Here is a 25140-nt window from a genome sequence, read left to right as displayed (position 1 = left end):
CGGACCCCGCTCAGCCCCCGGCGCCGCCCCGCTCCTCGCGGATCTCGCGGACCACCCGCGCGGCGGTCTCGCGTACCGCCTCCGTCTCGGTCAGGAAGTGCCACCAGTCGGGGTGCCGGCCCTCCAGGCCCTCGACCGCGCGATCCAGCCGGGCGACCGCGTCGTCCAACGGGCGCGCATGGCGGGGGTCGGGCGTGCTGCGGCCGGTCATCGCCAGCCGCTGGGCGTCGCGGACCGCGAAGCGCGTGCGGTCGATCTCCTGCTGCCGGTCGAAGGAGACCGCGTCGAGCCGCTGCAACCGCTCGCCCGCCGCCGACACCGCGTCGTTCGTGCTGTCCAGCAGCGCCCGGACCGTCGCCAGCCGGCTCGTCGCATCCGCCCACCGCTGCTCGTCCCGCGCCTGCTGGGCCTCGCGCAGCTTCGTGGTGGCCTGCGCCACGGACTGTGCCGCCTGCTCGGGGACGCGCTGGAGGTCCTGCCAGCACGCCGTGCTGTACCGCCGCCGCAGCTCGCTCAGGACCGGATCGACCTGCCCGGCCCGCGTCGAGATCGCCTGCGCACGGGTACGCAGCGACACCAGCCGCTTGTCGATCTCCGCCGCCCGCTCCGGCAGCCGCTCGGCCTCCGCCCGCAGCGCCTCGGCCTGGCGCAGCACCTCGTCGGCGCGCCGGATCGTCTCCTGGACGCCGTGCCGCCCCGCGCCCTCGTTGAGCTTGGTCAGCTCCGGCGCGAGCGCCGCCAGCCGGGCCGCCAGCTCATCGGCCTTCAGCCCCTTGGCGCGGACGGCGTCCAGCGCGTTGCTCGCCGCGAGCAGCGTCTGCCGGGCCCGCTCCACGGCGGGCGCCAGCCGCGCGAGCTGCGTCTCCGCGGCCGCCAGCAGCGGGCCCAGCCCCTGCCCGAAGCGGTCCAGATCCGCCTTGGTGCGCTCCAGCTCCTCCCGGGCGCGCGTCAGATCGGCCCGCGCCCGCCCGGCGGCCGCGCCGTCCAGATCGTCGCGGTCCAGGTCATGGGCGTCGACGGCCGTGATGTACCCCTGGCTGACCTCGTCGATCCGCCGGATGAACCCCTGATACTCCTCGGCCGCCCGCCGGGCCTGCGGCGAGTTGTCGACCGCGGTGATCGTCTCGATCGAGATCCGCAGATCCCGCTGCGCGGTGTCCAGCTCGTAGAACGCCGCCGCGGCCGCGTCCTTCGCGGCCTGCGCCTCGGCCCGCTGCCCGTCCCCGCGCCCGAACCACCGCCGCGTACCGCCCCCGGCGAACGCCGCCGGAGCCACCGCGACCAGCAGCGGCAACGGCAGCAGCACCAACGCCACCGCCTCCCGCAACGGCCCCCCGCGGGCCCGACGGCGCGCCCGCTGCTCGTACGGCTGCGTGTCTGTCGCCGTCACATCCCTCTCCCGATCGGATCGCCCCGGAACCGGCTGCCATTCTCCCACCCGGGAGAAACGAACACACCGGCCGGTAAGTTCGCGATATGCCCTCTGGCTTGCAGTTCGGCCCGCACGGCAAGGTAGTCTGTCGCCTCGACCAGGGCGCATAGCTCAGCGGTAGAGCGCTGCTCTTACAAAGCAGATGTCGGCGGTTCGAATCCGTCTGTGCCCACCAGCCCAAACGCCCTCGTGGAGATCACTCCACGGGGGCGTTGACGGTAGAACTTGATGGCAACCCCACCCTGGACGCCCCGCTGTCCCGGGTACCAAGATCACTAGACACATAGAGATAGCTACTCGTCTATGCGAGAGCCCGGTGTCTCGTGTGTACGAGTCGAGGGAGGAGGGGCGGAAGCGCATCAGCGTTCCCTCCGCCCCGTCATCAGGTGGCAGGCAGCTGGTAGTTGAGGACGTACGCGTCGGCGGCCATCACGGTGTCGCAGACCTCGACCACGCGACCTTCGGTGTCGTGCGCGGTGCGGGTCAGGTGAATGACCGGGACACCGGACGCCAGCCGGAGCGTCTTGACCTCCTGCGGCGAGGGCATCCGGGCGCGGATCTCCTCGTCGAAGTGGTCGAGGCGGTGCCCCAGCTCTTCCAGCCGGGCGTAGATGCCGCCGGGGCCCGGGTTCGACTGGGCGATCGGGGTGCCGGTGGCCAGGTCGAGCGGGATGTACGAGGTGGCGAACTCGACCGGCCGGCCATCTAGCAGATAGCGGCGGCGACGAGCCAGCACGCGGCGCGCACCGCCCAGGCGCGTGGCGATGTCCTGCGAGGGGCGCTCCTCCTTCACCTCCAGACTGTCCACCTCCGGCCGGCTGCCCGCGGCTTCGGCCTCCACGGTGAACGCGGACTTGCCTTGTTCGCGGTGACGACGAGCGAAACGGTCCGAGGCCAGCCGCCGCACCGGCGGACGCGGCCGGACGAAAACACCCTTGCCGTGCTCGGAGACCACCAGCCCCTCGCCCTGGAGGACGGACAGGGAGTTGCGGACGGTCATCCGCGATACGCCATAGTGCTCGACCAGCTCCGTCTCGGAGGGCAACTTGTCGCCCTCCTTGAACCGGCCCTTGTCGATCGCCTCGCGGAGCTGGTCGGCGATCTGCCGGAACACCGCGCGGTCACTGGTGGGGTCCAGCGCGCCGAGCAGGGCAGTACCCTGAGCGGGCATGTTGACTCCTTTAGGTATCTAGACGAGCGGCTGACATCTGTTGCTACGGTGGGAAGCCTAGCCAGCCGAAGGGGATGAAAGTTCCGTGAGCGCCGAGCGTCCGCACTCCGTGAGCGTCGCCGGAGTCATCGTCGACGACCGGGGCCGGGCTCTGCTCATCCAGCGCCGCGACAACGGCCAGTGGGAACCGCCTGGTGGCGTGCTCGAACCGGGCGAGACGATCCCCGAAGCGCTTCAGCGCGAGGTCCTCGAAGAGACCGGCATCAAGATCGCCCTCCCGGCGACCCTCACCGGCATCTACAAGAACATGACCGGCTTGATCGTCTCCATGGTCTTCCGCTGCGAAGCCCTCGACGGCACTCCCACGACCGGCGAGGAAACCCGCGCCCTGCGCTGGGCGACCCGCGAGGAAGTCACCGAACTCGCCGACGAGGCGTACGCGATCCGCGTCCTGGACGCCCTCGACGCCACATCGCCACCCGCCGTACGAGCACACGACGGCGTCAAACTCGTCTAGCTCTAACCCACTGCCCATAGCGGCCCACCAGCGTAAAGGAACTTGTATGCACGAGTATATGAGTAGTCGCCTAGCTGCTGGGCGGGAACGCGAAAGTTCGCCGGGGAAAGTTGGCCGAGGACTTCGGGCGCTGCGCGGGATCGGCCGCGATCGAGGTGATGACGCTGCCGACGCCCCTCGCTACCGGTGCGAGGCCGTTGCCCACGTGCTCCACGAGGGCCGTTTCATCTGCCTCGGCTTAGGCTCCGCGACCACTCCACGCCTTGCCCTGCGCTGGCTCCGTGGCCGAGTCCGCGACATCGCGGACCAGCTCGATGCCCCGGCGGCGAGACCGGTCCGCTACTGGCTCAGCGACAGCACCGCCCACGAGGACGCACTACGTGCCCTTGCCGGAGGCGAGTCCTACCTCTTCGCGATCCGCGAAGAAGCCGTCCACTACACGCTGTCCGTGAGTCCCGCAGGGAGGACGCAATGAGTCCCACGGCTGTGCCCGCACCTCGCCCCGGCTACTGGTGCGAGTGCTGGACCCAGAGCCCGGCGACCGGGGAGACGCCTGTACTGCTCGCTTCTTGTGAGGGCGACAGCGCCGTCCAGGCCGTCCGCTGGATTCGCGTCGCACTCAGCACGATCACCTCGGCGCTCGAAGCCGAAGCCGCGGCGCACGCCCGGAAGTGGATGGCCGGCGGATACGTGAGCGCCATCGAGACCCTGGCGTACAACACGCCCTACGCCTTCGTCGTCGGCCACCGCGACACCCGCATCGAGTGGACCGCCCGGCCAGTCCTCTTCCTCGACCTGGCCCACCGCACGGCTGCCGAACTCCCCGCTTGCACCGAGACGTTCACGCCCCGCCCGAAGGCCCCCATGCCGTACTGAGTAGCAACCTTCTCTACGAGTTCAAGGCGGCTCGCTCCGCTCCCCGCGCGCGGCCCGGCCCCCGCCCGGGCCTGCGCTCCTGTCTCCGCCCCGCTCCAACTCGGCCGGCGCCCGTGCCGCGCGGTTCGACGGCCAGCCGCTTGCGGTCAGAGAAGGGGAACGTCGTGGCTGGGGCGGTCGGCTCCACGGCTTTAGGCAGCCACTTTGGGGCGAGCCTCTACGATCATGGCCCCAACGTCGTGCTTTACCGGGCAGGTCCACAACCTGCCCGACGCGCCATCAGCTTACTGGGCCATGATCACTCGCCCCAAAGCAGCTCCAGCCCAAAGCCGCTCCGCCGCCCTTGAGTTATCGCGTACCAGCGAGCGGAACGCGGGCTATCCATGCTTCCTTGGCTACATCCCTTGCTATACGAACGGCATCGAAGCCGATTCCGGGACCCGCTGGCATTTCACGGATGCCGACCATTACGACCAGGCCGCCTGCGCGACGTATGTCCGAAGCCCACGATTCAAAGAATTGCCGCTCGCGCGACGATCCGCCATTGCGGTATCCGGCAACACCTTGATCTGCGTAGCTCGATTCATCCGGGCGATCCAAATCTAAATCTGTTGCAGTTAGGTTCGCGACTAATCCCCGAGCCGTTGGCAAATAACCATCGGAATTGAATTGAGAGAAGCCGAACGATTGCGGTCCGCCGTGAGGCAGGAAATTCCACATGGGGACGTAGGCGACTGGGAATGGCATTCCGAATGCTCCCCGAGGGAGTAAGGTCCAGTTTACTGCATCATGCATTTCCCCCTTCCATTCGATTAGGCCGCCTACTAGAAGGCCATTCTGGCGCGCCACACCGATTTCGGCAGATCGTTCAGTAAGGGTATAGGATTCCGCGGTTTTACCTGGCGGTAGTCGAATCCCCAGAGGGTACCCGTGGAGTACGAAGGTGTAGCCGAGATCCTCGGCGACTGAGATCCAATATGGATTTACTTCAGTTTCGCCACGCGCAATGACTTCGCCGTCTGGTTCTCTCAGCATTAATGTTTTGTCGGACCGTTGAACGCTCCAGCCTGGCACTGTAGCTACAGCCCAGGCAGGGCCGGATAGTCTACGAAATCCGCCACTAACGAGCGTTTCGGTGCGCAGTTCATGAACGGAACCAGTTTTGGTATCCTTCGCGGCGAAAAGCCGGGCTGGCTCGAACATGAGAATAGGTAACAGCTCAGCAGGATCTTCACTGAGCGACTTTCCGAAGATCGGGTCGCTCAGAAAGGTGGCGTGGCATGCCATCTCGTGGTCGCTCAGCATGCGGTTGAGCAAGTCCAATGCCTCAGGGGTTCCGCCGCGGGCGGAATTTATGGATGGATGCTCCCACCAATTAGGGTCATGGCGCCGTCTGTTCACAAATTCTGATCGCGTCTTCGCCTTCGAGCCCTTGTTGCGGCGCGCCTTCTTTGGGTTTCTCATTCCTTCCGATTCTCGCCAATCAGCTAGGAGATGAAGTTAGTGTTGCGCGATCGGTTGCATCGTCAAATAGGTGCGCAATGCGAGGCCGGAGCCCCTCGACGCGGACCGAGATGCCGATAACCAGATCGGTCAATTCTTCGATCCTCCTGTTGAATTCTTCATTTTCGATCACTCCTTGCTGGCGATTGAAATCTCTTTCGGCTTCCACGAGATTGTGGCCGATAAGGTTCACCAGTCGCAGTGAATCCCCTTTTCCTATCTTGTGCCCCATCAGTCCATTGCTCAGGCGCGCTACAGATCTGCGGGCAGAATTGAGAAAAATTCCCCCCATCAGGGGTGCCTGCTCTTCCGAGGCGATCACCGCAGAAAGTGCCGTATGAATTAAGTCAAGATCGCCGCATACGGCTTCCAATTCGCTATATTCCGTGTGTGGTACAAAGGGGGAGGTGAGTCCGCCAAGGCTCTCAATCGTCTCAGAGGCTTGGCTTTGAATTGCGGACTGGGCTTCCTGCTTCGTATCCTCAGGCGCGGGAATTGATAGGGTTGCGGCGGCGATTCTTCTAATTTTTGACAGCTCATACCAGCCCCGACCGCGATGGGGTTTATTCGCACTGGGGCGTGGCTTTGCTCCCAAGGTAGACTTCAAGATTGCCTGCAGAGAAGTCACAGGGAGCTCCCACTGTCGGCCGAACGCTGTGAAACCCCTTCGCTGGAAGGTTTCGGATCCCTAAACTGAGTGGCTCTCGGCGACTCGTTTGGCGCAATCTGAGGGGCTGGATTTGATGATGCGGGTGGGTCCCCAGATGCATCCTGCGGTGTGGCGCCCAAGGCTTCAGAAATGGATGAAATTCGGCCAATCTGAGTCAGAATTGCTGGTGCAGATATTCCAGAAATGAGCGCGGCGTAGGCGCCGCTGATTTGATCGGTGCTTCCCAGTAGTACGGCGACGCCGGCCCCCATTGCCACGTGAATGCATATCGCAATCGAGTCTGCGAAGGGGTCGAAGAACCGGGAAAAGGGTGGGGCCTCCTCCTCTGCGCTGGGTGGCTCTGCTCGGAAGCTCCGTCGCGCCTCCTGCCAAGTAAGCACGCTGGTGTATAGATCGATCACGCCGCGCACTGAGCCGCCAGCTGCCCCGAGTAGCATTAGCGTCGGTATGTTCACAACGCCCCGTTCGTCATGCTGCCCCTACATGTCAGTCGCCTTGGGGCTGAGACTAGATTCCTGAAGGTTGTGACGGAAGGGCTGTGGCGTGGTCCGAGCCGGTCAGTACTCGTACTTGGCCGATTCGGTGAGTGACCCAGGTGTCTCGTGTGTGCCAGCTGCCCCACTGGACGCCGGTCTTCGTGAGCGCACTCACTCAAAGAACGTGGCCGTGATGTCCTCCACGGCTGGAGGGGCGAGGGCCGAGGGGTGTCCGTTGCTCTGGAGGTGCGCAAGCCAGCACGTTTGGCAGGGTTGGGTCGACATGCTGGATGGCTTCCTGGCCTTGCTTGGTGCCAGAGTTGCTCTGCTGACATCCAACGCTGACATCAACGGTCCCAGACAGTGACGTCCGTCGACAGCCTTAGGCGGCGATCACGTGCAGGGCAAACAGCCACTTCGTCGAGGCTGGATCGAACTTACAAAGCAGATGTCGGCGGTTCGAATCCGTCTGTGCCCACCAGGGAGAAGGCCCCTCGCCGATTGTGGCGGGGGCCTTTGACGTTCGGGAGTGACGGCAGCGGGGCGCGGAGTGGGCGCCATAGGGGAGGGGCCGGGCGTGTCGGGGGAGAAGTGGAGTGGCGGTGGGTTCGTGGGGCTTGCCGTGAAGGTTGCGCGAGCCGTGTTGCCGTATGGGCGGGACGGGCGGCGGGGCTCGGTCTGGTCGTGGGATGCGCGTGGGCTCTTCTTCGTGTTGCTCGGTGGGCCGGTCATGATCGGGAACGCCGTGGCGCCCGGGGTGAGGTGGGTGTGGTGGCAGCGTGCGCTTTTCGGGCTCGGTGGTGTCGCCTTTGCCGTGGTCGCCGTTCTGGCCTTGGTCGGTGGGTGGGTGTTGCTGTCCCGGGAGGGGCGGGCCGCTGCGGGGCACCCGGAGCGGCCTGCTTGATGCCCGCCTGGCACTCAGGCCCCTCGGAAGGCCCCCGCGGAAGTCTGCGGGGGCCTTCCGCATGTCCGGAGCCGGCTTTCGGTGCCGCCCGCCGGGCCGTTTGTCCCCGGAGGGCCCGCTGTGTATCGTCGAAGGCGATGACTTGAAGTTTCAAGTAAATCTTCTCCGTGTCCCCGTCCGAAAGAGCGGATCGTCATGACCACCCCCCTCGGTACCGTTTCGACGGCGCGCGCCGGTGCGCCGGAACATCCCGACTCGTCCCCGCACGGCTACGCCGCGGGCCTGCTCGTGCTGCGGCTGGTCATCGGGTTGACGATGGCCGCGCACGGGGCGCAGAAGCTGTTCGGCTGGTTCGACGGGCCGGGGCTGGACGGCACCGGGCAGTTCTTCACGATGAGCGGCTACCCGGCCGGTCACACCATGGCCGTGATCGCCGGGCTCAGCGAGGTGCTGGGCGGGCTCGGGCTGGTCGTCGGGCTGTTCACGCCGCTGGCCGCTGCCGCAGTCGTGGGCACGATGATCAACGCGCTGGCCGTCAAGTGGGGCGGCGGCTTCTTCGCGCCCAAGGGCGTCGAGTACGAGCTGCTGCTGACCCTCGGCGCGGCCGGCCTCGCCCTGACCGGGCCCGGGCGCTACGCCCTGGACCGCTGGGTTCCCGTCCTGCGCTCGCACCGGCTCCGGTACGGCGCCCTCGCCCTGCTCCTGGGTGTGGTGCTCGCCGGGATCGTGTTGCTGGTGCGTAATTGACGTTGCCGCGGGTGCGGAGAGAGGCGGTTGCGGTGCCGGTGCGCAGGCTGAACCATGCGGTGCTGTACGTGCGGGACGTCGCTGTGTCCGTCGCGTTCTACGAGGAGGCGCTGGGGCTCGCGCCGGTCGACGAGGTGCCCGGCCGGGTGGCGTTCCTCCGCGCGGCCGGGTCCCTGAACGATCACGATCTGGGGCTGTTCGCCGTGGGGGAGGGCGCGCCGGGGCCCGAGGCCGGGCGGGTGGGTCTTTACCACCTGGCCTGGGAGGTCGGCACGCTCCGGGAGCTGGTCGCGGCGCGGGAGCTGCTGGCCGGGCGCGGTGCGCTGGTCGGCGAGAGCGATCACCTGGTGTCGAAGTCGCTGTACGCCAAGGACCCGGACGGCAACGAGTTCGAGGTCATGTGGCGGGTGCCCCGGGAGGACTGGCCGGGCCCGGACGAACCGGACCGGCTGCGTCCGCTCGACCTCGCCGCCGCGCTGGCCCGCTGGGGGCCGGACCGGGAGACGGGCGCGGCGGCCGGTCAGGCCACCTGAGCCATTAGCCATTGGCCATTGCGGACGCCACCTGGGCCCCGCCGGGCAGCGCCCGCTCGGGAGCAGCCCCGCCCGGTCGCCCGCTGGGGAGCAGCCCCACCGTGCGGCGCCCGCTCAGTGGCTCAAGGACGCGAGGAAGCCGTGGAGGGCGTGGTCGAAGTGGGCCGCGTTCTCCAGGTTGACCATGTGTCCGGCGCCGGGGATCCGGACCCGGCGCGCGCCCGGCACCGCGAGGGTGATGGCGTGCGCGTTGGCGGAGATGTCGCGGCTGTCGAGGTCGCCGTCGAGGACGAGGGTGGGGACGCGCAGCTCGCCCAGGCGCGCGGCGGCGCCGGCCTCCAGGGGCATTCCGGTGCCCTCCGCGTGCACCTCGACATTGGCCTCGGCGGCGGCCCGCAGCCGCTCGCGCAGCCCGGGGTGGACCGCCTCGGGCGCCCGGTGCGGGCCGTCCACCCAGGCGCGCAGAAAGTGCTCGACGTACCGCTCGACGCCGTCCTCCTCGCCGCTCGCGGCGGCCTGTTCCCGCAGGTGGCCGAGGAGGAACGGGTCGGTGAAGGGGCGTCCGCTGATGCCCGGTGAGGCGAGCGCCAGCGCCGTGACGCGGTCGGGATGGACCAGCGCCGCGTCGAGGGCGACCCGGGAGCCGTGGGAGAGGCCGACCAGGGCGGCGCGCTCCACCGCGAGCGCGTCGAGCAGCGCCCGCAGATCGTCGTGGTGGGCGAAGTCGCCGGTCGCCGTGGCGGAGAGGCCGTGGCCCCGCAGGTCGTACCGGATGACGCGCAGGCCGGAGTTGACGAGCCAGACGAACTGCTCGTCCCACATGCGCTGGTCGAGCAGCGCGCCGTGCAGCAGCACCACGGCGGGGCCGGTGCCGGCGGCCTCGTAGAACAGCTCGCCGTCGGTGATCGGCACCGTGCCGTTCTCGACGTCGCTCCATGCGCTGATGCCCTGGGTCATGCTCCGTCCGTCCTTCGTGAGCGGTGTCGTACGAGGTGGGTGGGATGGGTGGGGTGCGCGGGATGCGCCGGTCCCTTGGGGCAACGTGCGGATCGGGCGCCGAGTGCCGGGGAGTTCCCCGGGCCGCTCCGACCGGTGGCCGTGCCGTGTCCGTTCAGGCGTCGCCGGCCGGCCGCGGCGCGGTGCCGGGGCCGAACGTCACGACGAGATCGGCGCGTTCGCGGCCCGCCGCCACCAGGCGGGCGTTGGCCTCGTCCGAGGTGTGGACGAAGCGTTCTGCCGCCTCGCGCGCGGTGCCGAACCGCTCATGACGCGCGATCAGCCGCCGTACCCGCTCCGCACCGGGCAGATCCACGTACCAGACCTCGTCCAGCAGCGCGCGGGCGCGCCGCCACTCGGGCGCGTCCAGCAGGAGGTAGTTGCCCTCGGTGATGACGAGCGGGACCTCGGGCGGTACGGGGAGCGCGCCGGCCACCGGGTCCTCGATGCGGCGGTCGAACTCCGGGGCGTAGACGACCGATCCGGCGACGGGGTGGCGCAGCCGCTCCAGCAGGGCGGTGTAGCCGTCCGCGTCGAAGGTGTCCGGGGCGCCCTTGCGGCCCAGGCGGTCCAGGCGGCGCAGTTCGGCGGTGGCGAGGTGGAACCCGTCCATCGGGACCAGCGCCGCCTGCCCGCCCAGCCGGGCCACCAGATGGGCGGCGAGCGTCGACTTGCCGGCGCCGGGCGGTCCCGCGATGCCGAGCAGCCGTCGGCGCCCGGGTGTCGCGGCGGCGGCGAGCGTGCGGGCGCGGGTCAGGAGATGCTGAGGATCCATGGTGGGTCCCATGGTGCCCGAGGGGGACGCCATGGCTCCCCGCGAGGGGGGCCCGGCTCGGCGAGGACGCCAAGGCTCCCTGCGAGGGCGCCCCGCGCTCCCCGCGAGGGCGCCCCGGCTCCCCGCCAGGGCGCGGTCAGCTCTTCCCGGCGCGCGCCGCCAGCCGCCACAGGGACGTGACCTCCGCCGACCGCGCCGCGTGCAGCGGGTCGTCGGCGTCGCGGGCGCGCGGATGGCGCGGGGCGATGTCATGGCGGCCGACGACCGTCAGGCCGGCCGCGTCGAAGGCGGACAGCAACTCCGCGCGCGGGCGCAGGCCGAGGTGTTCCGCCAGGTCGGAGAGGATCAGCCAGCCCTCGCCGCCCGGCGTCAGATGGTCCGCCAGGCCGTTCAGGAAGCCGCGCAGCATCCGGCTCCCCGGGTCGTACACGGCGTACTCGACGGGGGCGGACGGCTTCGCGGGGACCCAGGGCGGGTTGCAGACCACCAGCGGGGCGCGCCCCTCGGGGAAGAGGTCGGCCTCGACGATCTCGACGCGGTCGGCGACGCCCAGCCGCGCGGTGTTCTCCCGGGCGCAGGCGAGCGCGCGCGGGTCCTGGTCGGTGGCGACGATGCGGCGCACGCCGCGGCGGGCCAGCACCGTGGCGAGGACGCCCGTACCGGTGCCGATGTCGAAGGCCAGCTCCGCGGAGGGCAGCGGCGCCTCGGCCACCAGGTCGACGTACTCGCCCCGGGCGGGGGAGAAGACGCCGTAGTGCGGGTGGATGCGGTCGCCGCCCAGCGCCGGGATCTCGACGCCCTTGCGGCGCCACTCGTACGCCCCGACGAGGCCGAGGAGTTCGCGCAGCGAGACCACCGAGGCGGTGTCGTCGGGGGTCGCGGACTCCGCGGGCGGCCCGTATGCCGCCGCGCACGCCGCGCGGACGTCGGGGGCGCGCGGCAACGGCACCGCCAGCTCCGCGTCGAGGGGGACGAGCAGCATGCCCAGGATGCGGGCGCGCTGGTTCTGCGCCGCGCGGTGGCGGTGGAAGGCGAGCGTGGGGTCGGTGGGCGGCGCCTTGCGCGGGCGGCGGTCGATGCGGCGGGCCAGCGCGGTCAGCATCTGCCGGGCGTTGTGGAAATCGCCGCGCCACAGGAGGGCGGTGCCCTCGCAGACGAGCTTGTAGGCGGCGTCGGCCTTCAGCCGGTCGTCCACGACCGCGACGCGCTTGGGGGGCGGCGCACCGCTCTCGGAGCGCCATGCGGCGGTACGGGCCTCGTCGGCCTCGGTCCATGCGACGACCGGCGGTGCGTTCACCTGAATGTGCCTCGTGTGGATGGTGCGGAACCCGGCCGGCCGCCGTGGGGCGGGCGCCGCCCTCGGCGTGCGCGGGCACGGGGGCGGAGCGGCGGGTCGGTGACGGCCGACTCTACCCGGTGGCGGACGGCCGCACCGGTGCGCGCGGGCCGTCGTCCGAGGTCCGGGCCCCGGAACGGCACGGGACGGGACCTTCGGCCCGTGCCGTGCGGCAGCCGGCGGGGCAGGATGAGAGCAGCGGTAAAGGGGCGAAGGGTGTGGGAGGTGTTCAACCATCGCAGGGCGGGCTTTTCCGTATGCGCGTGCCGGGGAGCGGGCTTCCGCGGAACGCGCCGCGCGCGGCATCGGACACCGCTCTCCCGCCCGGCGTTCGACGGGCTCCCGCCCGTGAGAGAACCCCACAGATCCAAGGAGAGTCGCATGGAGGGCAACCTTCCGGTCATCGTCGCGGTGGACGGATCCGCCGACAGCGAGCGGGCGCTGCGCTGGGGCAGGGAGGCGGCGCGGTTGCAGGCGGCGCCGCTGCACGTGGTCCACGTATGGCCGTACGCCACGGCCGAACGGGCCGCCGCCGGGGAGGCGGGCGGCGACCCCGTCCTGGCGCGGCTGCGCGACGAGTGGGAGGGGGCGGAGGGAGAGCCCGATCCGGTGTTCCGCAGCATCGGCGGACTGCCCGACGGGGTGCTGCCCGCCCTGGGCGCCGAGGCCCGGATGCTGGTCCTCGGCTCGCGCGGGCGCGGCGGCTTCGCCAGCCTGCTGCTCGGCTCGAACGGCCTGGCCGCCGCAGGTCAGGCGGCCTGCCCGGTCGTCATCGTGCCTCGCCCGGACCGCGGCGGCGGACGTCGCGCGGACGGCGAACGGCTCGGGCTCGGCGGGCCGCAGATCACCCTCGGCGTGGACGCGGAGGAGGACGAGCCCGGCGCCATCGGCTTCGCCTTCGCCGAGGCGGGCCGCCGCGGCGCCCGCCTGCGGGTCGTCTCCGGCTACACCTGGCCGCTCCTGATGCCGCCCGCCTTCGAGTACCTCGCCGCCTACGAGGCCACCCAGCAGGAGTACGAGGACGCGCTCGCCGATCAGCTGACGAAGGTGCTCGACCCCTACCGCCGGCACCACCCGGAGGTCGAGGTGGAGGTGGAGCTGCGCGGCGCCGATGCGGCGGGGATGCTGGTGGACGCCTCGCTGGAGAGCGATCTGGTGGTCGTCGCCCGGCACCGCCGCCGGTTGCCGCTCGGCCGGCGGCTCGGCTCGGTGGCGCACGCGGTGCTGCTGCACGCCCTCTGCCCGATCGCCGTCGTCCCCGGTCAGACCACGGCCGGCACGGGGGAGCCGGAGGCCGGCGCGTAACGGGTGCCGAGGGGGTGCGCCGCGGCGCACCCCCTCTCGGGGCCGGCGGTCAGGCCGAGGCGCGGCGTTCCGGGCGGCGCATCAGGAACACCGCCGCCGAACCGGCGAGGACCAGGGCGCAGACGGAGAGCACGGTGCTCATCCAGGAGGCGCCCAGCCACTGCCCGCCGAAGTAGCCGAGGCTGACGCTGTACCCGGCCCACGCCAGGCCCGCCAGCGCGGACCAGGGCAGGAACTCGCGGACCGTGCGGTGGGCCACCCCGGCGCCCAGGCTGACCACCGAGCGGCCGGCGGGCGCGAAGCGGGCCAGGACGACGATGGCGCCGCCGCCCCGGGTGAGGGCGGTGCCCAGGCGCTGCTGGGCGGCGGCCAGGCGGCGGGAGCGGCCGATCGCGCGGTCGAAGCGGTCGCCGCCGCGCCGGGCGAGCCGGTAGGCGACCATGTCGCCGAAGACGGAGGCGGTCGCGGCGCACAGCACCAGCGCGCACAGCTCCGGCAGTGGGGCGCCGCCGTCCACGGTGGCGCCGACCGCGCCCGCGGCGGTACGGGTGCCCGCCGCCGCGGTGGCCGCGGCGATCACCAGGACGCCGCTGGGCAGGAACGGCACGAAGACGTCGAGCGTGATCGAGAGGCTCACCAGGGCGTACACCCAGGGGGTGCCACTGACGGGCCCCAGGCTTTCCAACAACGTGCCACTCCCGGTCCGAACCCCGCCGCGACGTCGCATGGGGCGGCAGGGGCGGCACTACGGCTATACAGCGTACGCCTGGGATGCGGCGGCTTTTGTCCCAGGGGGACAGATGTTGTTCGTTTCACGTTCGCCCGGGGGATTCGGCCCGTGTGCCCGGACGGCGCACGGCGCCCCCCGGGGATCCGGGAAGCGCCGTACGGGGGAGCGGGCCGTGAGCGGGCGGCCCGCTGGGGTCGGCGGTCAGACCGTCGCCCTCGGGGCGCCCGCCGGGTCCGCCTCGGGTGCGTGGTCGCGGTTGCCGAAGAGGAGACGGTCGAGGGACCAGGCGCCGGGGCCGAGGAAGAGGATCAGCAGGAACGCCCAGCAGAACATCGCGGACGGTTCGCCGCCGTTCTGTATCGGCCACAGCGCGCTGCCCTGGTGGACGGAGAAGTACGCGTACGCCATCGAGCCGGAGCTGACGAAGGCGGCGGCGCGGGTGCCGAGGCCCAGCAGGACCAGGAGACCGCCGACGAACTGGATGACGGCGGCGTACCAGCCGGGCCAGGAGCCCGCCGGGACGGTCGCGCCCTGCCCCATCGCGCCGCCGAGCACCCCGAAGAGTGAGGCCGCGCCGTGGCAGGCGAAGAGCAGTCCGACGACGATCCGGAAGAGGGCGAGGACGTGCGGCGCGTAGCGCGCGGTCAGCGGCGCCGATGTGGCGTTGGTGCCGGTATGGCGGATGGTGGGCGGATTGAGCGGAGCAGACATGTGGGGACTCCTACGGTTCCGGAGGGGACGTACAACCGATGGAGGGATAGGTTAGGGATGCCTAATAGTGCTTGCAACTTCAATCTCTAACCAAGGGTCGGCCGCACCGAACCGATTGGTCTGAACCAATCATCCGCGCGCGGCCGGACGCGTCAACGGTCCGGACGCCGGTAAATCCGCGCACCGCCCGCCCTCGGGTGCCCCCGTGTCCCCGACTGCCCCTGTATGTCCCGGAGTTCGGCCCCGGCCCGCGGCCCCTCCCTCGGCCCCCCGGATTCCGGACACGACGGAGCCCGCCACCCGGAGCGGACTCCGGGCGGCGGGCGGCGATCGAGGGGGTGTCGGCGGCGTCGGCCGGGGCGGCGGCGCGCCGGACCGGCGGGCGCCCGGCGGCGTCAGCAGCCGTCGAGGATCTCCTTCAGCTTGGCCTTCTCCTCCGAGTTCGCCGTCAGCTCGTACGTGTGCTTCACCCAGACCCACATCCGCGCGTACTCGCACCGGTACGAGGTCTTCGGCGGCAGCCACTTCGCCGGGTCCTTGTCGCCCTTGGTGCGGTTGGAGGAGGCGCTGACGGCGATGAGCTGGGAGTGGGTCAGGTCGTTGGCGAAGTCCTGGCGGTGCGCGGTCGTCCACGTCGAGGCGCCCGACTTCCACGCCTCGGAGAGCGGCACGACGTGGTCGATGTCGAAGTCGGACGCGTCCGTCGTCTTGACGTCGTCGTAGGCGGAGACCCAGGTGCCGCTCACCGCGGCGCACTTGTCGTCCGTCTTGACGTCGGTGCCGTCGCGCTTGAGCACCACCTCACGGGTGTTGCAGGCGCCCTCCTGGGTGATCCAGTGCGGGAACTTGTCGCGGCTGTAGCCGTCGGACGAACCCTCGGGCTGCTCCTTGATCTCGGAGAGGTAGGTGCGGGCGGTGGCCGCGCTCGGCGGGCTCGGCGGCGCCGCCTCGGCGGTGGTGCCGGTCAGCGCCACCGTGCCGACGAGCGCGAGCACCGAGCCCGCGGCGACCGTGAGGCGACGCGCGTAGACCTTGGGCATCGTAACTCCCTTGACGTGGGGGGAAGTTGGAAGCGGGGCGGGCCCATGCTGGCGGCCTGGGGTGGCCGGCGGATGGGCGCCGGGTAACAGAGTGACGACATGTTCACGTCAGTTCAAGGGCTTGACGTGGCGCCATGTTCGTGTCGGAGCACGGAGGTTGGAACGCTCCCGCGCACGCGCCCCCTGCCGGGCGCGCGCACTGCCGCTGGTCAACGACGGTCCCGGGCCGCCCCTGAGAAGGCGCCGGTCGCCGCCGCGCCCGGGGTGACCTGCGGGCCCGCTGTTCCGCCTGGGACGCCGCCGTGTCCGGACCGGGCGCCGCCGCGGCCCCGCGCGCCGCGTCGGCCGGGACGCGAAGGCGCTGCCGTGACTGCCGGGATTCCTCGTGCGGCTGTTCGCCGCGACCCGGTGGGGGCGGTCCGGCACCGGGGAGTGGGGTTGGTCACGCCGCCCGGTGTGCTTTCCGGCCGTCGCCCGGAGGCCTGCGGCGCGTGCGGGCGGGCGCGGCAGGGCGGTTCGCGCCGGGAGCGGCACGGGCCTCGGGGCGAGGCGGTCCCGGCGCCGTTCGCGCGCGGACGGGGCGACCCCGTACTCTTGGCCGGAGCAGAAGGGGAGTAGCTCTTCGCCGGACCGTCGACATACTGCCCGCCCTCGCGGCGGGCCGGCGCCCGGAGGCTCGTGAGCGCAGGATCACCGGCGCACGCGGGCCAGCGAGACCTTCGGCCGCAGTGTCCTGACGCTGCCGTGCCGAAGCGACCCCGGATACGGGCCCCTCGGTGCGGCCCGACCGAACGAGGTATCCCACCCCGTGTTCAGCCTTACCGTCGCCGCCGTCGTCTTCGGCGTCATCTTCCTCGCGGAGCTGCCCGACAAGACCGCCCTGGCCGGTCTCATGCTCGGCACCCGCTACCGCGCCTCGTACGTCTTCGCCGGCGTCGCCGCCGCGTTCCTCGTCCATGTGGCGCTGGCCATCGCGGCGGGCAGCGTGCTGACGCTGCTGCCGCACCGCCTCGTCCAGGGCGTGGTCGGCGTGCTCTTCCTGGCCGGCGCCGCCGTGCTGCTCTTCAAGAAGGACGACGACGAGGAAGAGGTGAAGAAGCCCGCCGACCAGAGCTTCTGGAAGGTCTCCGGGGCGGGCTTCATGATGATCCTGGTCGCGGAGTTCGGCGACCTCACGCAGATCATGACCGCCAACCTCGCGGCGCGCTACGACGACCCGGTCTCCGTCGGCGTCGGCGCCGTCCTGGGCCTGTGGGCCGTCGCGGGCCTGGGCATCCTGGGCGGCCGCACGCTGATGAAGCACATCCCGCTGAAGCTGATCACCAAGGTGGCGGCGGTCGTGATGCTGCTGCTGGCCGGCTTCAGCCTCTACGAGGCGATCACCGGCTGAGCCGCCACCGGGTGGCGACCGGAAACGGCGCCACCCGGTGCGTACCCGTGGCGGCTCGGCGCGCTCACGCCCCGGCCGTGTCCTGCCCGGGCAGGTGCAGCGCGAAGCCGCCGTCCGGCAGTGCCTCGATGCGGATGCCGGTCAGGTCGCGGACGTGCACCGTGGGCGCGAAGGCCGCGGCCCGCCCGCCCACGCCGACGACCCGCATCCCGGCCGCGCGACCGGCCTCGATGCCCGCCTCGGAGTCCTCGAAGACCACGCACTCCCCGGGCGCGAACCCCAGCTCCGCGGCGCCCTTCAGGAACCCCTCCGGATCGGGCTTGCTGGCGCCCACGCTCTCCGCGGTGATCCGCACGGCGGGCATCGGCAGCCCGGCGGCGGCCATCCGGACATCGGCGAGGGCGCGGTCCGCGGAGGTCACCAGGGCGTGCGGCAGCCCGGCGAGCGCGGCCATGAAGGCGGGCGCGCCGGGGACCGGCACCACGCCGTCGGTGTCGGCGGTCTCCTGCGCCAGCATCCGCCGGTTGTCGGCGAGGTTCTGCGCCATCGGGCGGTCCGGGAGGAGGGCGGCCATGGTGGCCCAGCCCTGACGGCCGTGCACCACCCGCAGCACGTCCGCGCCGGCCAGCCCCTGCTCCTCGGCCCAGCGGAGCCAGCAGCGCTCGACGACGGCCTCGGAGTTGACGAGGGTGCTGTCCATGTCCAGCAGGACGGCGCGGGCGGTGAGCGTGGTGATGGCCGTCATCGGCGGGCTCCTGGGCGCTACGAGGAGTGCGGAGGACGCCGTCAGGCGGGGTCGCTGCGCGCCCGGTGCCGCGGGGGAGAGGTCAAGCGGCTCCGCCCGCCGGTCAGGGAGTGCGGGCGGAACCACTTTGTTCCTACACGATACAAAGCGCGCCGGGGTGCGGACAACCGGCCCCCGCGGAACGCTCGCCGGCCCGGACGTGAACGCCGCGTGCACACCCGGAACCGCCCCGCCCGGCGTCCCGGCCCGGGGGCGCGGACGATGCCGTCCTCCCGCCCGTCATGCCTGCTCAGCACGTACGCCGGGGTCTCCCACCGGCCGCCCGCGCGCCCCTGCGTTCCCGGGGTCGGGTGTGCCTCACGTCACGGCGCCGGACCGGTCCGCCCGGGCGCCTGGGGCGGCACCTCCATCGCCCTCGCGCAGGCGGCCGCTCTACGGCCCGTACGTATGGGACTCCAGGGAGGCGCGGGTGGCGGGGCCGTAGACGCCGCGGGGGTCGTCCGGGACGCCGTATCGCGACTGGTAGCGGGCCACCGCGTCCCGCAGGCCCGCGCCGTAACGGCTGTCTACGGGTGCGGTGAAGATCCCCAACTCGCGCAGCCGCAGCTGGAGTTCGGTCACCCGGCGGCCGGTGGCGCCCTCGCCGAGGGGGACCGGGGCGGGCGGGGTGGCGGTGGCGTGGGCCGGCGGGCGCGGGTGCCAGGAGCCGGGGGCGGAGGCTGCCGCGTCCGCGGCCGGTCCCGGGGAGGAGGCGCGGGCGGTGGAGCGCGACGGCGGCAGCGCGTCCGCCGGGACGCGGTCGTCGTCGGGGGCGGTGTCCTCGGCGGCCGGGACCGCCGTGTCGTCGAAGGGCGGTGCGGCCTGGTCGCGCCGGTCGGCGAACGGTTCGCCGCCGATCAGTCCGGCGGTCACGGCCACCGCGGTACCGGCCATGGCGAGGACGGCCGGGACGCCGCGTTTCCCCGGGCGCGCGCCCGGGGGCGCGGGAGCCTCGGCGCCGGGCTCCGGACACCGCACCGTCCGCGAGGTCGGCCCCGCGAGCCCCGGCCGTGCCCGGTGCGCCGTCCCGGCCCGCGCCACCGGGCGGACGCCCCGCAGCCCGCGCAGATCCGGCAGGGGCGCGAGCGGCGGCGGGGCGTCCCCGGGCGGCGCGGTCCCGGGCGGCGCGGTCCCGGCGGCGGGCGCCACCGGGGGCTGCCACCCGGGGGCGCCTGGCGGGAACGCCGGGGCGGGCGGGGCGTCCCCGGGGTCGGGCAGCGTCACGTACGGCCGTAAGCGCAGCGGTTCGAAGTCGTCCGGGGCGGACACGGCGCACAGGCACGCCGGCCGTCCGCCGCCGCTCTCCGGCGCCAGGCAGTACGGGCACCTCGCAGACGTCACAGCGGTACCTCCCGCGGTGCCCGGAACTCCCGACGTGCGCGGTGGCCCCGGAGCGGCCCGCTGTCCCCGCCTCCGGGCGTACGGCGGAGCCGCGCGGACGTGCCCCGGCCCGCGGGGGCGCCGCGGGCGTTCGGCCGCTGCGATTATGCGCCCCCGCCCCGGCGCGCGCAGGTACTCCGGCACATCCAGGGGGCGTACGGCGGGCGGCGGCCGGGTGGCCGCACGGGGCGGGTCCGGCGCGCGGTGCCCGGACGGGATGCGCGGGGGCGCACCGCCCGGACGCCGTGGCGCGGGCCCTCTCCCGCCGGGGCACCGCACCGGCGGCGTTCCCCCGCTCGGCGGGCCATATTCGGACATAGCGACCAGGATGGAGGGACGGCCGTCCGCCGTGGACGGCCACCCCGGCGACCGGGACCGCGTGCCACGGCCGCTCACCGCGGCCGGTGCGCATCCGGCGCCGCGACGACGTGAGGGACGACGCGAGGACGAGGAGGCTTCGACGAGGAGGCTTCGAGGACGAGGAGGCCGGGAGGAGGCGCGTACCGGGAAGGCCGGCGCCCCGGACCCCGGGCTCCGGGTACCGAGCCGGGCCAGGCCCGTCCCGGGGCGCCCGACCACCGGCAACCCGCCTCCGGGCGCTCCGGCCACCCGGCCACCCGGACGCCGGGCGGACCGGAGACCGGGCGGGCCGGAGACCGTACGGGGCCCGGGCCCCGTAAAGCCCGGAGGTCAGAGATCCGGAGGCAGGCCGGGAACGCGTGGCCGGGAAGTCCGGAAGAGGGGAAGACGCTCATGGCGCAGGACACCGGGGCAGGGGCACCTGCGGGGCCCACCGAGGGACCGGCGGGGCCCGTCGGGGCCGGGGACCGGCGGACGGTTCTCGTCGCGATCGGCGCGCTGCTGCTCGGCATGCTGATCGCCGCACTCGACCAGACCATCGTCGCCACCGCGCTGCCCACGATCGTCAGCGACCTCGGCGGGCTCGACCACCTCTCCTGGGTGGTCACCGCCTACCTCCTGGCGTCGACGGCGGCGACCCCGCTGTGGGGCAAGCTCGGTGACCAGTACGGCCGCAAGAAGCTCTTCCAGACCGCCATCGTGATCTTCCTGATCGGTTCGGTGCTCTGCGGTCTCGCCCGGAACATGGGGGAGCTGATCGGCTTCCGGGCGCTCCAGGGACTGGGCGGCGGCGGGCTGATCGTGCTGTCCATGGCGATCGTCGGAGACCTCGTACCGCCCCGGGAGCGCGGGAAGTACCAGGGGCTCTTCGGGGCGGTGTTCGGCGCCACCAGTGTGCTCGGGCCGCTGCTCGGCGGGGTGTTCGTGGACCACCTCAGCTGGCGCTGGGTCTTCTACATCAACGTCCCGATCGGCGCGATCGCCTTGGCCGTGATCGCCACCGTGCTGCACATACCGGTCCGCCGCACCCCCCACCGCATCGACTATCAGGGAACCTTCCTGATCGCTGCGGTCGCCGCCTGCTTCGTGCTGATGACCTCGCTCGGCGGCGTCACCTACCCCTGGAGCTCCTGGCAGATCATCGGGCTCGGCGTCCTCGGCCTCGTCCTGCTGGCCGCGTTCGTCGCGGTGGAGCGGCGGGCCGCCGAACCGGTGCTGCCGCTGCGCCTGTTCCGCCTGCGGACCTTCGCGCTGACCTCCGTCATCGGCTTCGTCATCGGCTTCGCGATGTTCGGCTCGATGACGTATCTGCCCACGTTCTTGCAGGTCGTCCAGGGCGTCACGCCCACCATGTCCGGTGTGCACATGCTGCCGATGGTGCTCGGCATGCTCCTGTCGTCGACCGCGTCCGGACAGATCGTCAGCCGCACCGGCCGCTACAAGTTCTTCCCGCTGGCCGGGACCGCCGTGACCACGATCGGCCTGCTCCTGCTGCACCGGCTCGGCCCGGACAGCGGCGTCGCGGTGATGAGCCTGTACTTCTTCGTCTTCGGCTTCGGGCTCGGCCTGGTGATGCAGGTGCTGGTGCTCATCGTGCAGAACGCCGTCGACTACCAGGACCTGGGCGTCGCCACCTCCGGCGCGACCTTCTTCCGCTCCATCGGCGCGTCCTTCGGCGTCTCCATCTTCGGCACGATCTTCGCGGGCAGGCTCGGCCCCCGCATCGCCGACGCCGTCGCGGGCCGCCCGCTGCCCCCGGGCATCTCCCCGGCCACCATCGCCCAGGACCCGCGGGTCGCGGGCCAACTGCCGCCCGCCCTGCGCGCCGGGGTGCTGAACGCCTACTCCACCTCGATCACCGACGTCTTCCTCTACGCGGTGCCCGTCGTCCTCGTCGCGTTCGTCCTGGCCTGGTTCCTGAAGGAGGAGCCGCTGCGCTCCAGCGTGACGGCGCCGGACACCACCGAGGTGCTGTCCTCCAACCCCGTCGAGCGGTCCTCGTACGAGGAGTGCGCCCGGGCGCTGTCCCGTCTCGGCAGCGCGGAGGGCCGGAAACGGATCTACGAGAAGATCACCGAGCGGGCCGGGCTCGATCTGAAGCCGGCGGCCAGCTGGATGCTGCTGCGCATCCTGCACCACGGCTCGGTGGAACCGGCTCTCCTCGCCGACCGCACCACCGTCCCGCTCGGCGTGATCTCCGAGGCCACCCGGCAGATCGAGGAACGCGGCCTCGCCGTACGCGAGGGCCTGGACCTGCGGCTCACGGATGCCGGGCAGGCCGTCGCGGAGCGGCTGGCCGAGGCCCGGCGGGAGTCGCTGGCGCAAATGCTGGGCGACTGGTGGACGAAGGACCGGCCGACCGACCTGACGGAGCTGGTCCACGAGCTGACCTCGGAACTCTGCGGCTCGGACGCCGAGGAACCCCACAACGGCGACGCCCGCCGCACCCTGCCCCGCACGGGCCCGACGCCACGGCCGCCGGATCTGGCGAAGTGAGGAGCGGGGGCGGGGCGGGCGGTTCCGGGACGGGCGCCGCACGGGCCGCCCCGGGGAAGACCCGCTCCGGTGACGCGTCCGGGGCGCCCGCGGTGGGCGGGCGCCCCGGATCGGTCACAGCCGCCGGTCCTGCGACCGGTGCCGCGTCAGCCCTGCTTCGGGCCCGCCTGCTGGACGACCTCGAAGGACCAGAGGGTGGAGCCGGACGCCGCGGGCTTCGGCCGCTCGCCGCCGCCCTCGCCGCCACCCTGGTGGGCGGCCTTCATCGGACCCTCCATCCACGCCTGGAAGGACGCCTCGTCGCGCCAGCGGGTGTAGACGAGGTACTGGTCGGTGCCCTCGACGGGACGCAGCAGCTCGAACCACTCGAACCCGTCGGACGAGTCGACGGTCCCGGCGCGGGAGGAGAACCGCTGCTCCAGAACCTCACGCTGCTCGGCGGGGACGGTGAGTGCGTTGATCTTCACGATGCTCATGCCGCCATCGTGCCCCATCCCGCCGGATGCCCAGGGGGCAGGTCCCCCGACCGGACGCCGGTCCGGCGTCGTGGCCCCGAACGGGGAGCGCCCGGAGTCCGAAGAGTTGACGACCGCCGTCCGGGCGGGGGACCGCCACCGAGCGGGCGGCTCACCGGCCGGTGGCGACCTCACGCGCGGAAGCCGTCCGCGGGGGGCTCGGCGGCCAGGGTGCGGCGTCCGTCGCGGAAACGGGCGGAGAGGCCGCACCCCGGGCGGCGGCAGGGGCTAGCCGAAGCGGACGCTGGAGAAGGACAAGCCCTTGGGCCCCTCCTTCCCCGGGGCGATGTGAGTCGCCGTTCCCGAGCACTTCTTGCCGCTGAAGGTCGTCGCCGGCGTGCCCGTGCCGTTGTGCGGGCTCTTGGCCGCCTGGCTCATCGTGAAGCACTTCCCGTCCGGCGGGTCCTGGACGTAGAACGGCCGGCCTCCGGACTGGAAGGTGAAGGGGCCCTTGGAGGCAGCTGCCGCGTTCAGGGGAACGGCCAGAGCCACAACGAGGCCGGCAGCGACCAGTAGGGTGCGTCGGATCATCGATTACTCCTTGCACAAGGGGCGTCGGGAGCCGAGGGGCTCCCAGGTGCTCAACGACGCTCGTTGCCGTGCGATACCCCCTGGGAGGGGCCTCCCGGGCCCGGCCCGCCGCCACCGCGGGCCGACCGGAGCGGACGCGGGACCGCCCCCGAACGCACCGGAGCCCGGTGCCGTGACGCACCGGGCTCCTGCCTGTTTCCCGTCCCGCCGACGAGCCGCGTCCCGCAGGCGAACCGTGCTCGTAACAGCCGGCCCGTCAGGCCGTTGCCGTCTCCTGGCGGGCGGTGCGGATGACCTCGCGGGCCTCCGCCTCGGTTTCGACCGCGGGGGGTGAGCCGGGGAGCGGCTTGCAGGCGCTCTCGGACATGAGCCAGACCGCGATTCCGCCGATGACGGCGGCGCCCATCATGTAGTAGGCGGGCATCATGCGGTCGCCGGTGGCGCCGATCAGTGCCGTGACGACCAGCGGGGTGGTGCCGCCGAAGAGCGACACGGAGATGTTGAAGCCGATGGACAGCGAGCCGTAGCGGACCTTCGTCGGGAAGAGCGCGGGCAGCGTCGACGGCATCGTGGAGGTGAAGCAGACCAGCAGCAGGCCCAGCGCGCCCATGCCGAGGGCGATGGCGAGCAGCGAGCCCTGCCGGATCAGCAGCAGCGCGGGCACCGAGAGGAGCAGGAACCCGGCGCAGCCCGCGGCCATCACCGGGCGGCGGCCGAAGCGGTCGCTCGCCCGGCCCGCGAACGGCTGGACGCACATCATCACGGCCATCACCGCGAGGACGACCATGAGCCCGTGCGTCTCGTCGTACTTCAGCTCCGAGGTCAGATAGCTCGGCATGTACGACAGCAGCATGTAGTCGGTGACGTTGAAGACCAGGACCAGGCCGACGCAGAGCAGCATCGCGCGCCACTGGCCGAGGACCATCTCGCGGATGCCGACGCGCTTCTCCGCCTGGCGGCGCTCCTTCTCCTTCGTCCGCGCCTCCTGCTCCAGCTGCGCGAAGGCCGGGGTCTCCTCCAGGCGCATCCGCAGGTAGAGGCCGATGATGCCCATCGGGCCCGCGATCAGGAACGGGATCCGCCAGCCCCAGGACAGCAGGTCGTCGGTGGAGAGCAGCGCGGTCATCAAGGTGACCAGACCGGCGCCGCCGATGTAGCCCGCCAGGGTGCCGAACTCCAGCCAGCTGCCGAGGAAGCCGCGCTTCTTGTCGGGCGCGTACTCGGCGATGAAGGTGGACGCGCCGCCGTACTCACCGCCGGTCGAGAAGCCCTGCACCAGGCGGGCGACGAGCAGCAGGATCGGGGCGCCGACGCCGATCGAGGCGTACGAGGGGATCAGGCCGATGCAGAAGGTGCCCGCCGCCATCATGATCATGGTGAGGGCGAGGACCTTCTGGCGGCCGATGCGGTCGCCGAGCGGTCCGAAGACCATGCCGCCGATCGGCCGGACCAGGAACGCCGCGGCGAATGCGCCGAACGTCGACAGCAGCTGCGCCGTCGGGTTCCCGGACGGGAAGAAGACCTTGCCGAGGGTGACGGCTATGTAGCTGTAGACGCCGAAGTCGAACCACTCCATCGCGTTGCCCAGCGCCGCGGCGGAGACCGCGCGCTTGACCATCGCCGGCTCGACGACGGTCACCTCGCCGGCTGACCCGCCGGAGGGTGTTCCCCCGGTGCGCTGTTCCGAGTCGGATGCGGCAGCCGTCCGGCTGCCGCTCTTGCCACGGGGCCCCGATGCGACGGGGGACTGCGTCGGCACGTGCTCGCTCGCCTGCGCTCTCTGGGTCGACTACAAGAAAAAGTCCCGTCACGGGTGACGGGCGAAAGTCGACCATAGGGGCAGACTCGGTCATCACGGACGGTGCACGGATGACCGCGCAAACACTCCCCTACCCGCTCCTCGCAGGGCAAACGCGGCTTCCGTCGTGGTCGTGCGGCGAGCCGTGGTGTGAGCCATATCGC

22 protein-coding genes and 1 tRNA gene are annotated in these 25140 nt (G+C 71.8%); 8 read left to right on the top strand and 15 right to left on the bottom strand.

Annotated features, from left to right (window positions below; genetic code table 11):
* Positions 1-10: 10 nt before the first annotated feature.
* Entirely contained in the window at positions 11-1390 is a 1380-nt protein-coding gene (locus ABT345_RS02635) for a coiled-coil domain-containing protein (protein ID WP_345083766.1), read from the bottom strand.
* Between the two features lie 142 nt (positions 1391-1532).
* Here ABT345_RS02635 and ABT345_RS02630 point away from each other — a divergent pair.
* Positions 1533-1607 (top strand) — tRNA-Val (locus ABT345_RS02630).
* Positions 1608-1814: 207 nt separating this feature from the next.
* Here ABT345_RS02630 and ABT345_RS02625 read toward each other — a convergent pair.
* Positions 1815-2603 (bottom strand): GntR family transcriptional regulator, encoded by a 789-nt coding sequence (locus ABT345_RS02625; RefSeq protein ID WP_345083764.1) that lies wholly within the window; start codon positions 2601-2603, stop codon positions 1815-1817.
* Positions 2604-2712: 109 nt separating this feature from the next.
* Here ABT345_RS02625 and ABT345_RS02620 point away from each other — a divergent pair, with 109 nt between their 5' ends.
* The gene (locus ABT345_RS02620) at positions 2713-3120 is read left to right on the top strand and encodes an NUDIX hydrolase (protein ID WP_345085081.1); all 408 of its coding nucleotides are present in this window, start codon (positions 2713-2715) and stop codon (positions 3118-3120) included.
* Positions 3121-3591: 471 nt separating this feature from the next.
* Positions 3592-3996: a hypothetical protein gene (locus ABT345_RS02615; RefSeq protein ID WP_345083762.1), complete on the top strand. Its 405-nt coding sequence runs from the start codon at positions 3592-3594 to the stop codon at positions 3994-3996.
* Positions 3997-4344: 348 nt separating this feature from the next.
* Here ABT345_RS02615 and ABT345_RS02610 read toward each other — a convergent pair whose 3' ends face one another.
* Positions 4345-5301, bottom strand: a complete 957-nt coding sequence (locus tag ABT345_RS02610; RefSeq protein ID WP_345083761.1) for a hypothetical protein — start codon at positions 5299-5301, stop codon at positions 4345-4347.
* A gap of 178 nt (positions 5302-5479) precedes the next feature.
* Complete coding sequence (locus tag ABT345_RS02605; protein ID WP_345083759.1) at positions 5480-6127, bottom strand: hypothetical protein; 648 nt, start codon at positions 6125-6127, stop codon at positions 5480-5482.
* Positions 6128-7744: 1617 nt separating this feature from the next.
* On the opposite strand from ABT345_RS02605, the gene ABT345_RS02600 reads away from it, so the two are divergent.
* The gene (locus ABT345_RS02600) at positions 7745-8296 is read left to right on the top strand and encodes a DoxX family protein (protein ID WP_345083757.1); all 552 of its coding nucleotides are present in this window, start codon (positions 7745-7747) and stop codon (positions 8294-8296) included.
* Positions 8297-8328: 32 nt separating this feature from the next.
* Complete coding sequence (locus tag ABT345_RS02595) at positions 8329-8829, top strand: VOC family protein (RefSeq protein WP_345083755.1); 501 nt, start codon at positions 8329-8331, stop codon at positions 8827-8829.
* A 114-nt stretch (positions 8830-8943) separates the two neighbouring features.
* Here ABT345_RS02595 and ABT345_RS02590 read toward each other — a convergent pair whose 3' ends face one another.
* The 3 genes from ABT345_RS02590 to ABT345_RS02580 all read right to left on the bottom strand — a co-directional run bounded on the left by ABT345_RS02590 (position 8944) and on the right by ABT345_RS02580 (position 11897).
* Entirely contained in the window at positions 8944-9786 is an 843-nt protein-coding gene (locus ABT345_RS02590; RefSeq protein WP_345083753.1) for an alpha/beta fold hydrolase, read from the bottom strand.
* Positions 9787-9940: 154 nt separating this feature from the next.
* On the bottom strand, positions 9941-10600 hold the full coding sequence (locus ABT345_RS02585) for a nucleoside/nucleotide kinase family protein (protein ID WP_345083751.1): 660 nt from the start codon (positions 10598-10600) through the stop codon (positions 9941-9943).
* Positions 10601-10736: 136 nt separating this feature from the next.
* Positions 10737-11897, bottom strand: a complete 1161-nt coding sequence (locus ABT345_RS02580; protein ID WP_345083749.1) for a methyltransferase — start codon at positions 11895-11897, stop codon at positions 10737-10739.
* Between the two features lie 420 nt (positions 11898-12317).
* On the opposite strand from ABT345_RS02580, the gene ABT345_RS02575 reads away from it, so the two are divergent.
* On the top strand, positions 12318-13241 hold the full coding sequence (locus ABT345_RS02575) for a universal stress protein (RefSeq protein ID WP_345083747.1): 924 nt from the start codon (positions 12318-12320) through the stop codon (positions 13239-13241).
* Between the two features lie 49 nt (positions 13242-13290).
* On the opposite strand, the gene ABT345_RS02570 is transcribed toward ABT345_RS02575, so the two are convergent.
* The 3 genes from ABT345_RS02570 to ABT345_RS02560 form a co-directional block, all read right to left on the bottom strand.
* On the bottom strand, positions 13291-13929 hold the full coding sequence (locus ABT345_RS02570) for a DedA family protein (protein WP_345083745.1): 639 nt from the start codon (positions 13927-13929) through the stop codon (positions 13291-13293).
* A 243-nt stretch (positions 13930-14172) separates the two neighbouring features.
* Complete coding sequence (locus tag ABT345_RS02565) at positions 14173-14682, bottom strand: DoxX family protein (RefSeq protein ID WP_345083743.1); 510 nt, start codon at positions 14680-14682, stop codon at positions 14173-14175.
* Positions 14683-15077: 395 nt separating this feature from the next.
* A complete protein-coding gene (locus ABT345_RS02560; protein ID WP_345083741.1) occupies positions 15078-15722 on the bottom strand; it encodes an HNH endonuclease family protein in 645 nt (214 codons plus the stop codon).
* Positions 15723-16530: 808 nt separating this feature from the next.
* Here ABT345_RS02560 and ABT345_RS02555 point away from each other — a divergent pair.
* A complete protein-coding gene (locus ABT345_RS02555; protein ID WP_345083739.1) occupies positions 16531-17112 on the top strand; it encodes a TMEM165/GDT1 family protein in 582 nt (193 codons plus the stop codon).
* 64 nt (positions 17113-17176) lie between these two features.
* On the opposite strand, the gene ABT345_RS02550 is transcribed toward ABT345_RS02555, so the two are convergent.
* Positions 17177-17857 carry an HAD-IA family hydrolase gene (locus tag ABT345_RS02550; protein WP_345083737.1) on the bottom strand — a complete coding sequence of 227 codons (681 nt, stop codon included), beginning with the start codon at positions 17855-17857 and terminating at the stop codon, positions 17177-17179.
* Positions 17858-18289: 432 nt separating this feature from the next.
* Entirely contained in the window at positions 18290-19237 is a 948-nt protein-coding gene (locus ABT345_RS02545; RefSeq protein ID WP_345083735.1) for a peptidoglycan-binding protein, read from the bottom strand.
* A 792-nt stretch (positions 19238-20029) separates the two neighbouring features.
* Between ABT345_RS02545 and ABT345_RS02540 the strand changes: the two genes are divergently transcribed.
* Positions 20030-22132 carry a DHA2 family efflux MFS transporter permease subunit gene (locus ABT345_RS02540; protein WP_345083733.1) on the top strand — a complete coding sequence of 701 codons (2103 nt, stop codon included), beginning with the start codon at positions 20030-20032 and terminating at the stop codon, positions 22130-22132.
* A gap of 146 nt (positions 22133-22278) precedes the next feature.
* Here the strand turns inward: ABT345_RS02540 and ABT345_RS02535 are convergent, their stop codons facing one another.
* The 3 genes from ABT345_RS02535 to proP all read right to left on the bottom strand — a co-directional run bounded on the left by ABT345_RS02535 (position 22279) and on the right by proP (position 24937).
* Positions 22279-22608 (bottom strand): antibiotic biosynthesis monooxygenase family protein, encoded by a 330-nt coding sequence (locus ABT345_RS02535; RefSeq protein ID WP_345083731.1) that lies wholly within the window; start codon positions 22606-22608, stop codon positions 22279-22281.
* 267 nt (positions 22609-22875) lie between these two features.
* A complete protein-coding gene (locus ABT345_RS02530; protein ID WP_345083729.1) occupies positions 22876-23178 on the bottom strand; it encodes a hypothetical protein in 303 nt (100 codons plus the stop codon).
* A 256-nt stretch (positions 23179-23434) separates the two neighbouring features.
* Entirely contained in the window at positions 23435-24937 is a 1503-nt protein-coding gene (gene proP, locus ABT345_RS02525; protein WP_386460010.1) for a glycine betaine/L-proline transporter ProP, read from the bottom strand.
* Positions 24938-25140 lie beyond the last annotated feature (203 nt).

This window comes from Streptomyces sp. NPDC000404 (genome assembly GCF_040300365.1).
Classification (GTDB): Bacteria; Actinomycetota; Actinomycetes; order Streptomycetales; family Streptomycetaceae; genus Streptomyces; species Streptomyces ramulosus.
Note: the sequence above shows the minus strand (reverse complement) of the source record. Positions and strands in the feature narration are given on the sequence as shown.